Genomic DNA, 14,889 nt, shown 5'->3' with positions numbered 1-14,889 from the left:
ATGATGGCTGACCTTCAAGATCGGCTAGCTAGAATCCAAGCAAAAATCACTGCGTTAAAAGAAAAAGATCCCGATTTGAATTTATTTGGTTCAGAAAGCCACGCCTATAAACTCAACGAACCTTTATCTAATCAAACTCTTACCACGTTTGAAAATGAGCATCAAATTACGTTACCTCCAGATTATCGTGCTTTTCTAGAACAGATCGGTAACGGCGGAACGGGCCCTTATTATGGTTTAGAAACGCTTGAGGACGGACTTTGTTCATCACTTGATTACAAGGATAAAAAGTACGGGGTGCAAACGCTAAGTGAGCCTTTTCCACATACAGATGACTGGATTGCGCCTGGTTATAAAGAAGGAATGTCCGATGAAGATTATGACGCTTGGCAAGAACTATGCTTCCAAGATAAAGAAGTTTTTGGACTTCTGCGCATCGCTAATTTTGGTTGTGGCGTTTCGATTAACCTTGTTGTAAATGGCCCTTCTTATGGAGAAATTTGGGTGGATGACAGAAATAATGACAATGGCGTCTATCCTGATTTTTACTTTGGCAATGAAGAACGTTTAGGCTTTCTTGAATGGTATGAGGTATGGTTAGATAAGTCTATAGAGGAATTTGAATAAAGAAAAAAACCGCTAAAAAGAAGCATACTCTTTTTAGCGGTTTTTTATGCAATGTTCATATCTGATTGCTTTTTATTTTCAAATAATTTGCATGCTATACTCCATTTATATTATAGAAAAGGAGTAGGATGACATGAAAAAATTTATTCTAGCAAGTCTTGCATGTACGGCCTTGATTAGTTTTAGTCCTTTAGCAGAGCAAGTCGAAGTAAATGCTGCTACAACAAACATTGCAACTGCCCCAGAAAAAAATTTACAAGAAGCTCCTCCAGCCACGGTTGATCAAATTTTCCCAGATGATGCTCTAGCTTTTAAAGTCGCACAGGAACTAGGTGTTTCCCAGGATACAGTCGTCACCCAAGAACAACTAGATACTATTGAAACAATGGTATATATAGCTTTCGGTGTGGAAGATTTAACAGGGATGGAATATTTACACAACTTAAAACTTGTAGATTTAAGCCAAAATAACATTAGTAACTTAGATAATCTCGCTAATTTAACAGAACTAGAAATAGTATCACTTAACTACAATCAAATTACAGATATTACTCCGCTAATGAACTTACCTAAGTTAAATAACTTAGAATTAGGTGTTAACCAGATCTCCACCTTACCATCCTTCGAAAATTTAAGTAATTTAAAAATATTAAACCTAAGTAGCAATCAACTAAAAGATATTTCGGCGCTAAAAGATACTCCTCTATTAACTAATTTATCTATTTCAGCAAATAATATATCAGACATCAGTGTGCTTTCAGAATTCGATAATCTCCAACTTTTTTATGCCGAAAGCAATCAACTGACTTCTATTGAGCCATTAAGAAATAAAACACAACTAGAATACTTCGATGCTAATTTTAATCAAATTAAAGATGTTACACCTCTCAGTACCATTCCAACAATTAAGTCAATAAAAATTGAAGAAAATCAGATTAGTGATTTCAGCTCATTGGCAGGTCATCGCTTAGAACTGTTTGAAGCTGCTGGACAAAATGTATACCTTCCAGATGTTGCGCTCGGTGATTCCACTAATATTGTAATTAAAGATAACTTCGGAGTAACATTACATGATTGGGTTTGGTACACTCCAGGAACTTACTCAAATGATACACTTACTTGGGAAAATGCAGGCGATAATTCCGCTTACTTTTTAAATAAACAATATCCAACTATCCCTTCTGTCACAGTCACTGTCTATCAAACAGTCACTCCATAAATAATAAAAGCCTAGTTCTTTTATAGAACTAGGCTTTTTTACTTTCTTCTTCTCTTTTCAAAAGCGAATTTGCCATCATTTGGAAACAAAGAATTAAAATCATAAATACAAGTAATGGCGGTAAAATTATCCAGAATTGGTGGTTGGCGAACACGAATTTCGCATTAGCGATTAAACCAGATAATTCAGGAATAACTGGGTTGAGCATGCCGTCATCGGCGCCCATAATTGCCCCACCGATAAAAATTCCAAAGATAGCTAAATGGACAAACATCTGCAACGTTTGAATGAGTTGTTCAATCCAAATTAGAATTAATTTCGACCAGATTTGTGGATTGATATGCTTGGTTAAAATCCAGCGCGCATTTCCGCCAAAAACGAGTGCACTCAGGACGAACTCTTTTTTCAACACTTGGGAAATTTCGCTGCTGATTCGGTTGGCTGTAATTGGTAAAACGATGACAACCATGATTAAAATTTGGAAGGTTATGCGTGTAAATAGGCTGGTTTCGAAAACGCCAGAATAGCTAATAAATTCGTTGACCATGATAATAAAGACGAGCAGGGACAGTGGTAAATAATGCATCCCGTCCGCTATCGCTTGAACAAAATTGCGGGTTCGCGGCTTGCTAAAAAATGCGAGCGGTACTGCCAAAATATAGCCAATCACGACACGTAGCGTTGCAATGATGACCGCTATAAGTAGCGTGTACTTGATGCCGACTAGCAATTGGTCGAGAATGGAGTTGCCGGCTTGGTCGGTGCCTAGCCATACTTGCGCGTTTGGTTTGAAGGGCGCCATATCGGTTACTCGTCCGGTCGCATCACTGATAAATTTGAGCGAATTGATTTTGTCTCCCATAAGCCCGTAAATAAGGCTTGCGATTAGTAAGATGCTAAGTGTTGCCAGCGGTATGCTGAAAGATGGGCGTTTTAGGAGCTGCCCGGTCGTTACTACAAAGTTGCGCCATTTGCTTTTAAGGTTTGCTTTTTCCGTAAAGGTCTTATGGAAACTATTCCAGTGCAGCGGAATTCGAGTCACGTTTGCGCTCTCGGTATTTTTCCCGCGGCTAATCCATAGGTCTATTAGTGCGTAAAAGAAGTAAAATGGGGTGAACACGAGTGCTAATACTAGGAAAATATTTAATGGGCTAAATCCTGCTAGTAAGTAGTAGAGCACGCCTTCGATACCGAATAAAAATTCTACGACGAGGTAGGCACTTAAAATAAACCAAACGATGGTTTTGGATTGATAAAACAGGCTTTGCATCATATTGGGTGTGGCATGGCGAAGTAGTATCGCTCTATCGGTTAAGCCTTTCCCGCGAGCCAGTTGGATGTAGTCAGCTTGCCATTCATTTTCCATAAGGAGCATCATCATTTTGTAAAAGAGCACGGTTGGTATGATGGACAAGCAGACGATTGGTGCTGCATAAATTTGCTCGCCGTTTAAGCTGTAAAAGTTCAAGGTGAACACGCCGGTTTGTTGATATATGTAGACGACGGCCATTTGAATAAGGAAAATAAAGGAAAAATCTGGAAACGCTTGAAGTATCGATAGGAATCCGCTTAAGCCTCGGCGCAACCATTTTGGTCCGCGAAATGTTGCAATTACTAGCAAATAGGCAATGAGCGCTGAAATTACCAAGCTCGCTACGATAATTTTCATGGAGTAGAAATATGGTCCGGTGATAAAATCCATCAACGATATATGAAAAACTTCTGCGCTTCCTTGGTAACTAATTTCCCATTTAGTCGGGTGGAAAATCGCTGTAAAAATCGACTTAAGAGCCTCCCAGTAAGTACTTGATGACCACGAAGTTACTTTGCTAAATATAGCGGGAATACAACTGATTAAAATAATTCCTAAAATTCCTAATAAATAATGTAGAAAAATTTTGACAATTCTTTTCATATGTATGTTTTCTCCCTTTTTCTAGCTTTCTCTTATGTATAAATCTAGGACACACCTCCAATGAGATATGCCCAAGATTCTACTTATTTTAAGTCTAAATGACCAACTTCATTTAATTTTTTAAGAGAAAATTCGCCGTTTTGGTATTCTACGATGCTAATACTTGTGTTCAAGATTCTTGGTGCTTCTTTGCGGTGATCTTCAATGGTTCCGCCTTGTAGCAAGTATAATAATAACGTAAGTGACATGCCGTGAGAAACGACGAGAATGTTGCCACTTGGATTTTCAGCGATGATTTTTTCGACGCCTTCTAGCAGTCGTTCTGCAAGCTCATAATAAGTCTCGCCGCCGTTCACTTCGGCTTTGTAGGTTTCTGGACTATGAAGAATTTTCGCACGTTCTTCAGGGTATTGTTCATCAATTTCAGTTACTCTAATGCCTTCCCACGTTCCAAAGCTCATTTCTTTTAGTTCTTCCAGAGGTTGAATTTCGATTTCGCGGTCGCCAAGAATGTAAGCCGCGGTATCTTGCGTCCGTTTACTTGTACTTGTATAAACGGCATCAATTGGTGTATCTTTCAACACTTCGCCAACTGCTTTTGCCCCGTCAATACCTTCTGCAACTAGCGGAGAATCGCCCCAGCCTTGCATTTGTCCAGTCATATTCCACTCTGTTTTACCATGTCTTACAAAATAAATCGTTCGTAAACCCTCTGCCAAAATTCTGCCTCCTAATTACACATTCTTCTAAAATTGTATCATGAATGGGCATATTTTCAAGGTTTTCTTATTATTTATCCGTATCAAGTGGTTTTAAATGCGCCAAAATATCTTCGCGACGTTCTTCTAAATGTGGCGGTAAATCAACGTAAGTGCCATGTTCTTTCGTGAAATCTGTTTGGAAACCAGGCTCATCGGTTGCGAGTTCAATTAAAATACCATTGCTTTCGCGGAAATAAAGAGAGTGGAAATAGAACCGATCCACATATCCTGAATTTTTGTAACCAAGGTCTTGAATCATTTCTGTCCAGCCAATTAAGTCGCCATCCGTTGGCACACGAAACGCCACATGATGAATTCCGCCAGCGCCTAGATTCCCTTGTTCTAAATCTGGTCGAGACTCCACATGCACTTCCCCGCCAAGCCCAACGTCGCCAGTTTTGAATACTGTAACTAATTTATCATCATCTTCATAGGCACCAATCCGCTCGAAGCCTAATATTTTTGTCAAAAGGCGGTCTGTTTTTTCTTTTTTGAAAACGGAAAAGCGCACTGGGCCAAGTCCGCGAATGGCATATTCTGCTGGAACCGGGCTATCTTCCCAAGGGCTCACCTCGGTTGCTTGTGTGCTTGTTTCATCGGAAATCAAATTGACCGGTAAGCCATCTGTGTCTTTTAGACGAATAATTTTGCGCCCGAATTGGTCGATTGGTTTGCTGTGGAAAATGCGATGCTCATCGAGTCTTTTATCCCAGTAGTGCAAAGCCTCATCATTTGGCACGCGCAAACTAAGTCCGGAAATCGCATTGCGTGATGGGTGGTTTTTGGCCATATTTGGAACTTCAAAGAAAGTTAGCGCTGTCCCCGGCGAACCGATTTCGTCTCCGTAATATAAATGATACGTATAAGGGTCATCTTGGTTAACCGATTTTTTCACTAACCGCAGCCCCATTATTTTAGTATAAAAGTCAAAGTTAGCTCGTGCATTCGCTGTAAAAATAGATACATGGTGAATTCCCGCTAATTTCATTGATAATCACTCTCCTAATTTTTTTAATAACTTGAGTAGTTCTTTTTGTTCGTCTCTTGTTAATTTATCAAATTGAGATTGCTGAAAAGCTTCTTGTTTTGGCACATTTTCGCGGTAACACGCTTGGCCTTTTTCGGTGAGGGCAATATGTTTCTCGCGTCCCGTTTTTGTTCGCGTAATATAGCCTAATTGCTCTAATTTTGCGAGGAGTTGGGTGACATTTCCCTTCGTTACAACTAATTTTTCGGCAAGCTGTTGCTGCGTAATCTCGTTGTCCAAACCAATCTGGGCAATGCAATCAAACTGCGCCGGCGAAATCCCCGCTGCTCGCAAATTCTGATTGGTCAGCTTCATATTTCGATTATAAAATCGACTAAATCGAAACCAAAGCAAAACCCCTAGCCGTTCTTCTTTCTTAACCATGCTCGTCCCCTCCTCTTGATACTATTAGTTTAGTACTAAACTTTATTAAAAGCAAGAAAAAAGCCTAGCACCTGTTTACAAACAAATACTAGACTTTTATTTAATTGCGTATTTTGTGAAGCGAAATAATCCCTGTACCAAGCAGAAACAGTCCCATGAAAATAACTAATGGGTTTTGACTATCGCCTGTTTTTGGTAGTGATATATTTACATTTACCTCAGCAGGTGGTTCTGAACTATCCAAAGAATGCACCGCGTCTCCATCGTTTATAGCAGGGTCATTTGGTGTATCTTTGTCAGTATCATCATCTGCTGGGCCTTTATCCTCACTAAACTGAGCATATAAGGTAATATCTTTCGCCGGCATTTTATCCGTTTCAAAATCCCATTTAGTACCGTTTGTTTTTGCATCATACCAGCCTGTGAATGTGTAACCTTCTTTTGTTGGCGGTGTTGGTTCGGTTAGTAGGGTATCTGCCTCTAATGTCTCGTTAGTTGTTACTCCATCCACATCAAAAGTCACAGTATATAACTCTAATGGCTGTGTTACTGTCCCATTGAAAGTTTCTGTGGCACTACCAATCGTTACCTGTTGTGAAAAAGTATAACTCACTTTATTAACATAATCAGCTAGATTCCAAACAACATTAGAATTGTCATAGGTTCCTTCATTACTTATTACAAGTGGTGCGATAACATCATTTTTATTATTTTTCACATTGTTAGGAATAGCAATATTGCTGTGATAAGGTATTGGATTGTTGGTTATTTGCTGACCTGATAAATACATTCTTGTTAAATTAGTTAAATTTGCAATTGGAGTTAAGTCGCTTATTTGATTATTATGCAAACCCACGAAAGTTAAATTGGTCAAATTCGCTATTGGCGTTAAGTCACTTATTTGATTATGGTCTATACTCAGACCATCTAAATTGGTTAAGTTCGTCAGTATACTTATGTCGCTTATTTGGTTATAACCCAAACTCAAACTAGATAGATTGTTTAACCCAGCAACTGCGCTAATATCACTTACTTGATTATCAGTAAACCATAACTTATTTAGCTTACTTAGAGTTGACACTGCACTAATATCACTTATTTGATTATAAGCTAAGTTTAGTTCCACTAAATTAGTCAAATTTCTTACGGGACTTATATCCGCTATCTGATTATCATGTAAGTCTAAATCTGTTATGTTCGTTAGGTTTTCCAAAACGTTTATATCACTAATATTATTCTGATACATTTCTAACTTTGTTAATTTTGTTAGATCTTTCAAAGCACTTATATCACTTACTTCTGCATTACTTATATTTAATTCTGTTAAATTTGTCAGATACTGAATTCCCTCAATTGAAGCTATGGGTAAATTAGATCTCAATTCGGTCAGGCTATCCAATTCACTTTGCGAAACAAGATCTGTAACATTTGTTTTCCCGAGTTCTACCTCCATTGTTAAAGCCATTTGAGGATCAGGAAACACTTCATTAATCGGTGTCGGTTGTGCAAGGCTTGCTGCTTGAGCGTCAATTCCCGGACTCGTGCCTAGCCACAAACTAATTCCTAAAGCCATAGTTAATATTACTCCAACACGAACTAGTAAAGTTCTTACGTTCATAGTAGTCTCCTATCTAATAATTAATGTACTAAGTTATTGCATTTAAAACTAATATTAACACGAGGAGCAACATTATTTTTTGCTAAAAAAAGACCTTTCAGAGCATAATTCTCTTTAAAAGTGACGATTTTTCGTCCGTTTATTCTTTTAAAAAACTAAAATGTGTTTTAATTAAGATTCAGTTTATCGCCAAAAGCACTGTCAGAACTAGTTTTCGCAGCATTTATAAAAATTCTATCGCAATTCGTTTGTACACATCCACCATCTCTAAATAATTCTCTACAGAAACATTTTCATTTACTTGGTGAGGCGTTTCGTTTCCTGGTCCAAAAATAATTACTGGAAATGCTTTTTTGGCTTTCGTGAATTCTGCTGCATCGGTTGTTCCGGAAATACCGAGTAAAGGGATTTCTTCTTTAACAATGTCACTTGCTACACGCTTAGCAACATTTACTAAATCCGAATTTTTATCACTAAATACTGGTTGTTTGTCATAATCAAATATTAACTCCAGATTCACATTTTCCTGTTTATTTAGCTTATTGATAATCTTCACTAGCACTTGTTTCACTGTTTCATTATCCATTTCTGGAATCGAGCGAATATTCCCTTGCAGTTGCGCTTTTTCAGGAATACTATTGACTTGATTTCCACCATCAATTACAGTGACATTATGAATAAAATCGCCTAATATTTCGTTAGTAGCATCAATTGATTTCACAAACTTTTCTACTTCATTATAAAATAGCAGCAAGTTATCAATCGCATTCACACCAAATTCCGGCATCGAACTATGCGCATTTTTACCAGTGGATTTAACGGTATAATTGATGGAACCTTTATGCGCATATACGATTCTGTGTCCGCTCGGTTCGCCGATAATCAAGCCATCTAAATCATCTGCGTAACCTTTTTGCGTTAGTTGTTCAGCTCCAAGTTCACCGACTTCTTCACCAACTGTTGCTAATAATTTAATTTTACCGTTTAGTTTTTGTTTTTCTTCATGAAGCTCAATCATTGCAATAACCATCGCCGCTAGACCTGATTTCATATCCGTCGCGCCACGTCCGTATATTTTCCCTTCATGCTCCGTTGCTTCAAAAGGCGGGAACTTCCATTTAGATACATCGCCAGCATCAACCACATCCATATGCCCTGAAAACGCCAAAACTTTGCCATCATTAGAACCAATTTCACTAACAAGACTAGCTCGGTCTACATCATATTGCACCTTTTCAGACTCAATACCATACTCAGCAAACAACTTCTGTAAGTAGTTCGCAACCTGTTCCTCATGCCCATTAGTCGAATCAATATTCACAATGTCCTTTAAGATTTGAATTTTTCTTTCTCGTTCCATGTTTACGCCCTCTTTCTTTGAATTCCATCCTATGTTTTCCCGTTATGGAAAAAGGCAAACGTCTACATCACTATATATCCCGGGGGTTATCTTAGCTCTCATCCCATTAATTGATATAAAAATAAAAAACAGCCCCGCCAAAGCGGGACTGCTAACTTTCAATTAATCTAAATCTTCACCATTTGTTTCAATTACTTTTTTATACCAGAAGAATGAATCTTTGCGAGAGCGTTCTAATGTTCCTTTGCCCCAGTCATCTTGGTCTACGTAGATGAAGCCGTAGCGTTTGGACATTTCGCTTGTGGAGGCACTTACTAGGTCGATTGGACCCCAGCTTGTGTAACCCATTAAATCTACGCCGTCTGCAATTGCTTCTTTCATTTGTTCGATATGTTTGCGCAAGTAGTCAATTCGGTAATCATCATGGATTTTGCCGTCTTCTTCTACTGTATCATAAGCACCTAAGCCATTTTCCACGATGAAAAGTGGTAATTCATAGCGGCTATATAGATCGTTTAATGTCCAGCGTAAGCCTTTCGGGTCAATTTGCCAACCCCAATCGGAGGACTCCAAGTATTCATTTTTCACGCCACCCATTAAGTTCCCAGCAGAGCGGTCGCCTTCTGGGCTAGCTGTTGCGGATAGGGACATGTAATAGCTGAATGAGATGAAATCAACCGTGTGTGCTTTTAAGATTTCGTCGTCGCCAACTTCTTTTACGATGTTAATGTCGTTTTCTTGGAAGAAGCGGTTCATGTAGCTTGGGTATTCACCGCGAGCATGAACATCTGTGAAAAATAGGTTTTGTTGGTTTTCGTATTGTGCTTTTAAGATGTCATCAGGGTTGTTAGTCGCAGGATATGTCGCCATACGCGCTAGCATACACCCAACTTGTGATCCTGGAATAATTTCATGCGCCAATTTTGTAGCAAGTGCGCTGGCTACAAATTGGTGATGTCCTGCTTGGTAAGAAAGTTCAAGTGGATTCTTCGCGTCTTCTAACAGCACGCCCCCACCAGTGTATGCGCTAAGTGAAATAACATTGATTTCGTTAAAAGTTAGCCAATATTTTACTTTGTTTTTATAACGTTTGAAAACTGTTTCTGCGTAGTTCGTGAAAAATCCGATAACGCGACGATCAGCCCAGCCGTTGTATTTTAAAGTTAGATTTAGTGGCGTTTCATAGTGAGAAAGCGTCACAAGTGGCTCAATGTCATATTTTAATAATTCATCAAACACTTTATCATAAAATTCAAGACCTTTTTCATTCGGCTCTTTGTCATCACCGTTCGGGAAAATACGCGCCCAGTTTAGTGATAGGCGGAATGTTTTAAAGCCCATTTCGGCAAATAATGCGATGTCTTCTTTATAGCGGTGATAAAAATCAACGCCTTCACGTTTAGGGAATCTTCCTTCTACTTTCCCTGCGATAATTGCTTCGATTTCTGCTTTAGATACATCTAATGCGTGATCTTTCGTGCGTTCTTCTTTTGGAATGAATTTTACCATATCTGCTGTGGAAAGGCCTTTACCATCTAAATCGTAAGCGCCTTCAACTTGGTTCGCAGCAGTTGCTCCACCCCATAAAAATCCTTTTGGAAATTGTTTTTTCACTTCAGTCATATCGTTCGCCCCTTCCGGCTAATATCTTCTACTTTTTTAGTTTACTTTGTGTAATGCATTACAGGTCAAGAAGAAATTTTCTTTAATAATAAAAGGGCTTCGGGAACATCAGCTAAGTCCCAAACTGGGATAACAAATGGTGGTGCGACAAGGGGCAAACGCTCATCTTGAAGACAGACTTCTGGATTTTGTAGCCAAATCGCATGGATACCTGCACGATTTGCGCCAATAATATCACTTTCAAATGTATTTCCGACCATGACTGCCTCTGTTTCATCAATTTGAAGGGCATTTAGTGTAAAATCAAAAATAGTTTTATCTGGCTTTTCCATTTTCCCTGGTTGTAACTCGGAATTGGATGCGTAAATGAAATCAAAATAATCGATGATGTCGAAATTGGTTAGTACGCGCTTAATTACTTCTGTGTCGCTCGTTGCGGTGTTGCTGAGGATTGCTTGTTTGAATCCGAGTTGCTTTACTTTTTCGAGGGTTTCTTTGGCATTTTTCCTTAGCACTACTTCCGGGTAAGTATCGAGAGGGTGATGGTCGTATCTTGTGTTTGGTACGGTATTTAATGTTTCGCCCATATCCCAAATAACATGTGTAATCAAATCACTTCACTCCTTTTTCTAGAGTATAACAAAAAAAGCCAAGTGCGCGCGAACGACACACTTGGCTTTATAAAATTAAATATTTGTGATTTCGTCAGTTACTTCAGCTGTTTCCTTGATAACTTCGGATTTCAGTTTGCGGTAACGACCAATACCTGTACCAGCTGGAACAAGTTTACCTAGGATAACATTTTCTTTAAGTCCTAGAAGTTCGTCACGTTTTCCTTTGATTGCAGCATCTGTCAAGACACGAGTTGTTTCTTGGAATGATGCAGCAGACAAGAAGGAATCAGTTTCAAGGGAAGCTTTTGTGATCCCTAGAAGAACTGGACGACCTGTTGCTGGTTGGCTACCACTTAAGATAGCATCGCGGTTGGCTTCTGTAAACGTATGAATATCCATTAATGTACCTGGTAAGATGTTTGTATCACCAGTATCCATTACGCGGATTTTACGTAACATTTGACGAACCATTACTTCAACGTGTTTATCGCCAATTTCTACCCCTTGCATACGGTAAACTTTTTGTACTTCAGCAAGTAGATATTCTTGAACGGATAATACGTCACGAACACGAATCAAGGCTTTAGGATCCACAGAACCTTCAGTTAGAGCTTCCCCACGTTCAACAATACTTCCTTCTTCTACACGCAAGCGAGCAGTGTAAGGAATGTTGTAAGAACGGCGGTCATCTGTACCTTGGATAGTGATTTCTTGTTGACGGTCACGACCTTCTTCGATAGAAACAACTTCACCACCAACTTCAGTGATGATAGCTTGCCCTTTCGGATTACGTGCTTCAAAGATTTCTTGAATACGTGGAAGACCTTGCGTGATATCGTCTCCGGCAACCCCACCTGTATGGAATGTACGCATAGTAAGCTGAGTTCCTGGTTCCCCGATAGATTGGGCAGCGATGATACCAACTGCTTCTCCAACTTCGACTTCTGTACCAGTTGCCAAGTTTTTACCATAACATTTTTTACATACGCCGTGTTTTGTATTACATGTGAATGCAGAACGGATAGTTACTTCTTCAATTCCAGCGTCAACGATTTGAGTTGCAATTGCTTCTGTAATTAAGTCATTTTCACGTGCAATAACTTCTTTTGTTTCTGGGTGACGAATTGTTTTACGAGAATAACGACCTTCCAGACGTTCTTCAAGTGGTTCGATGATTTCAGTACCTTCACGGATAGCCTTAATTGTAAGACCGCGGTCAGTGCCACAATCGTCTTCACGAATGATAACATCTTGAGCCACGTCAACAAGACGACGAGTAAGGTAACCGGAATCGGCTGTTTTAAGGGCTGTATCGGTAAGACCTTTACGCGCACCATGGGTAGAAATGAAGTACTCTAAGACCGTTAAACCTTCACGGAAGTTAGATGTAATCGGCAATTCTACGATACGTCCGGATGGGTCAGCCATCAGTCCACGCATACCAGCTAGCTGTGTAAAGTTGGAAATGTTACCACGAGCTCCGGAATCTTGCATCATGAAGATTGGGTTTAAGCGGTCCAAACTCAAGATCAGTTTTCCTTGGATTTCGTCTTTGGCAGCATTCCATACACCGATAACGCGTTCGTATCTTTCATCATCTGTAATCAAACCACGACGGAATGATTTAGTGATTTTTTCAACAGTATCATGTGCTTTTTCAAGAATTTCATGTTTTTCTTCAAGTGTTAGAATATCCGCAATACCTACTGTCATGCCGGCCTTAGTCGAGATTTTGAAACCAAGATCTTTCATACGGTCAAGCATTTTTGAAGTTTCGGTAATATGGAATTTCTTGAAGACTTCCGCGATAATGTTACCGAGGATTTTCTTCTTGAATGGATCGATTAGTTCTTGTGCCGCAATATGAGCACGAACATCAGTTGTTGTATCAACGAAATATTTCGCTGGTGTTTCGATTTCTAAGTTGAATTTCGTTGGTTCATTAATATAAGGGAACGATTTTGGTAAGATTGTGTTGAAAATCAGTTTACCAACAGTCGTAATTAATAATTGTTTGCGTTGTTCATCAGTGAAACGTTCATTTGGAATCGAACCAGCAAATACAGCAATACGTGAATGTAAGTGTACATAGCCGTTTTGATACGCAAGTTGCGCTTCATTGATATCTTTGAAGATAGTACCTTCGCCGACAGCATTTTCACGTTCTAAAGTAAGGTAGTAGTTACCTAGCACCATATCTTGGGAAGGTGTTACAACTGGTTTACCATCTTTAGGGTTCAAAATGTTTTGCGCTGCAAGCATTAAAATACGTGCTTCTGCTTGTGCTTCTGCGGATAAAGGAACGTGAACCGCCATTTGGTCACCATCAAAGTCAGCGTTGTAAGCTGTACATACAAGAGGGTGAAGACGGATTGCGCGACCTTCAACTAGCGTTGGTTCAAATGCTTGAATACCAAGTCTGTGAAGCGTAGGCGCCCGGTTAAGTAGTACCGGATGTTCACGGATAACTTCTTCTAATACGTCCCAAATTTCTGGAGCCATACGTTCGATTTTACGTTTAGCGCTCTTAATGTTGTGTGCTAAACCGCGTCCAACTAGTTCTTTCATAACAAATGGTTTGAATAATTCAAGAGCCATTTCTTTTGGAAGACCACATTGGTACATTTTTAAGTTAGGTCCAACTACGATAACGGAACGACCAGAATAATCGACACGTTTACCTAGTAAGTTTTGACGGAAACGACCTTGTTTCCCTTTAAGCATATGAGAAAGGGATTTAAGCGGACGGTTACCTGGACCTGTTACTGGACGACCACGACGACCGTTGTCAATTAGAGCATCGACAGCTTCTTGTAGCATCCGTTTTTCATTTTGCACGATAATGTTTGGTGCACCTAAATCAAGAAGGCGTTTCAAACGGTTGTTCCGGTTGATTACCCGACGATATAAGTCATTCAAATCACTTGTTGCAAAACGGCCACCTTCAAGTTGTACCATTGGACGAATTTCTGGTGGGATAACTGGTAGCACGTCAAGTACCATCCAGCTTGGGTTGTTGCCGGAATTACGGAAAGCTTCCATAACTTCCAAACGACGAATTGCACGAGTACGACGTTGACCTTGTGCAGATTTTAGTTCTTCTTTTAAATCATTTGTTTCTTTTTCTAAGTCGATATCGGCTAAGATTTTTTTGATAGCTTCTGCGCCCATACCAGCTGAGAAACCTTTACCATATTTTTCGCGGTAAACGCGGTATTCACGTTCAGATAAAAGTTGTTTCTTTTCAAGTGGAGTATCGCCTGGTTCTGTAACCACGTAAGATGCAAAGTAGATAATTTCTTCTAATGCACGTGGGGACATATCCATAACAAGACCCATACGGCTTGGAATTCCTTTGAAGTACCAGATGTGAGAAACAGGAGCTGCGAGTTCAATATGGCCCATACGTTCACGGCGCACTTTTGATTTCGTTACTTCTACTCCACAACGGTCACAAACTACGCCTTTATAGCGAACACGTTTGTATTTACCACAAGAACATTCCCAGTCTTTCATTGGTCCAAAAATTCTTTCACAGAATAAGCCGTCACGTTCAGGTTTAAGCGTTCTGTAGTTGATGGTTTCAGGTTTTTTTACTTCACCGTGAGACCATGAACGAATTTTATCTGGAGATGCCAGACCGATTTTCATATACTCAAAATTATTAACATCTAACAAGTGCCCAACCTCCTAAATTAGTTTGGAGCATTCGCTTTAGGAAGCGCTTGGGGATTCCCGCAC

General features: G+C 39.5%; 11 protein-coding genes. 2 read left to right on the top strand and 9 right to left on the bottom strand.

The genetic code is table 11. The features are described from left to right. Positions 1-3: 3 nt before the first annotated feature. Both PQQ29_RS01845 and PQQ29_RS01840 read left to right on the top strand, forming a co-directional pair. On the top strand, positions 4-627 hold the full coding sequence (locus tag PQQ29_RS01845; protein ID WP_187984141.1) for an SMI1/KNR4 family protein: 624 nt from the start codon (positions 4-6) through the stop codon (positions 625-627). A 133-nt stretch (positions 628-760) separates the two neighbouring features. Beyond that, positions 761-1,846 (top strand): leucine-rich repeat domain-containing protein, encoded by a 1,086-nt coding sequence (locus PQQ29_RS01840; RefSeq protein ID WP_187983962.1) that lies wholly within the window; start codon positions 761-763, stop codon positions 1,844-1,846. Positions 1,847-1,874: 28 nt separating this feature from the next. Here the strand turns inward: PQQ29_RS01840 and PQQ29_RS01835 are convergent, their stop codons facing one another. From PQQ29_RS01835 to rpoC, 9 genes are all read right to left on the bottom strand, one after another. Further along, a complete protein-coding gene (locus tag PQQ29_RS01835) occupies positions 1,875-3,761 on the bottom strand; it encodes an ABC transporter permease subunit (protein WP_187983961.1) in 1,887 nt (628 codons plus the stop codon). An 83-nt stretch (positions 3,762-3,844) separates the two neighbouring features. Further along, complete coding sequence (locus PQQ29_RS01830; RefSeq protein ID WP_033533513.1) at positions 3,845-4,480, bottom strand: histidine phosphatase family protein; 636 nt, start codon at positions 4,478-4,480, stop codon at positions 3,845-3,847. A 70-nt stretch (positions 4,481-4,550) separates the two neighbouring features. Then, positions 4,551-5,510 carry a ring-cleaving dioxygenase gene (locus tag PQQ29_RS01825; RefSeq protein WP_187983960.1) on the bottom strand — a complete coding sequence of 320 codons (960 nt, stop codon included), beginning with the start codon at positions 5,508-5,510 and terminating at the stop codon, positions 4,551-4,553. A gap of 6 nt (positions 5,511-5,516) precedes the next feature. Further along, entirely contained in the window at positions 5,517-5,933 is a 417-nt protein-coding gene (locus PQQ29_RS01820) for a MarR family winged helix-turn-helix transcriptional regulator (RefSeq protein ID WP_003760140.1), read from the bottom strand. A 100-nt stretch (positions 5,934-6,033) separates the two neighbouring features. Further along, positions 6,034-7,551, bottom strand: a complete 1,518-nt coding sequence (locus tag PQQ29_RS01815) for a leucine-rich repeat domain-containing protein (RefSeq protein ID WP_045553268.1) — start codon at positions 7,549-7,551, stop codon at positions 6,034-6,036. Between the two features lie 223 nt (positions 7,552-7,774). Beyond that, a complete protein-coding gene (locus tag PQQ29_RS01810) occupies positions 7,775-8,911 on the bottom strand; it encodes an ArgE/DapE family deacylase (RefSeq protein ID WP_045553269.1) in 1,137 nt (378 codons plus the stop codon). A 162-nt stretch (positions 8,912-9,073) separates the two neighbouring features. Continuing rightward, positions 9,074-10,534 (bottom strand): glycoside hydrolase family 1 protein, encoded by a 1,461-nt coding sequence (locus tag PQQ29_RS01805; protein ID WP_185505361.1) that lies wholly within the window; start codon positions 10,532-10,534, stop codon positions 9,074-9,076. Positions 10,535-10,599: 65 nt separating this feature from the next. After that, positions 10,600-11,145 (bottom strand): HAD family hydrolase, encoded by a 546-nt coding sequence (locus PQQ29_RS01800; protein WP_187983959.1) that lies wholly within the window; start codon positions 11,143-11,145, stop codon positions 10,600-10,602. 75 nt (positions 11,146-11,220) lie between these two features. Then, a complete protein-coding gene (gene rpoC, locus PQQ29_RS01795) occupies positions 11,221-14,826 on the bottom strand; it encodes a DNA-directed RNA polymerase subunit beta' (RefSeq protein WP_010990309.1) in 3,606 nt (1,201 codons plus the stop codon). Positions 14,827-14,889 lie beyond the last annotated feature (63 nt).

The organism is Listeria innocua, assembly GCF_028596125.1.
GTDB lineage: Bacteria > Bacillota > Bacilli > Lactobacillales > Listeriaceae > Listeria > Listeria innocua.
The sequence above is the reverse complement of the archived record's forward strand: the minus strand, read 5'-3'. Positions and strand labels throughout refer to the sequence as shown.

Excerpts from the sequence above, each read along its gene's own strand:
- PQQ29_RS01845 (WP_187984141.1), top strand. The coding sequence starts at position 4 with ATGGCTGACCTTCAAGATCGGCTAGCTAGAATCCAAGCAAAAATCACT.
- PQQ29_RS01840 (WP_187983962.1), top strand. The coding sequence starts at position 761 with ATGAAAAAATTTATTCTAGCAAGTCTTGCATGTACGGCCTTGATTAGT.
- PQQ29_RS01835 (WP_187983961.1), bottom strand. The coding sequence starts at position 3,761 with ATGAAAAGAATTGTCAAAATTTTTCTACATTATTTATTAGGAATTTTA.
- PQQ29_RS01825 (WP_187983960.1), bottom strand. The coding sequence starts at position 5,510 with ATGAAATTAGCGGGAATTCACCATGTATCTATTTTTACAGCGAATGCA.
- PQQ29_RS01820 (WP_003760140.1), bottom strand. The coding sequence starts at position 5,933 with ATGGTTAAGAAAGAAGAACGGCTAGGGGTTTTGCTTTGGTTTCGATTT.
- PQQ29_RS01815 (WP_045553268.1), bottom strand. The coding sequence starts at position 7,551 with ATGAACGTAAGAACTTTACTAGTTCGTGTTGGAGTAATATTAACTATG.
- PQQ29_RS01810 (WP_045553269.1), bottom strand. The coding sequence starts at position 8,911 with ATGGAACGAGAAAGAAAAATTCAAATCTTAAAGGACATTGTGAATATT.
- PQQ29_RS01805 (WP_185505361.1), bottom strand. The coding sequence starts at position 10,534 with ATGACTGAAGTGAAAAAACAATTTCCAAAAGGATTTTTATGGGGTGGA.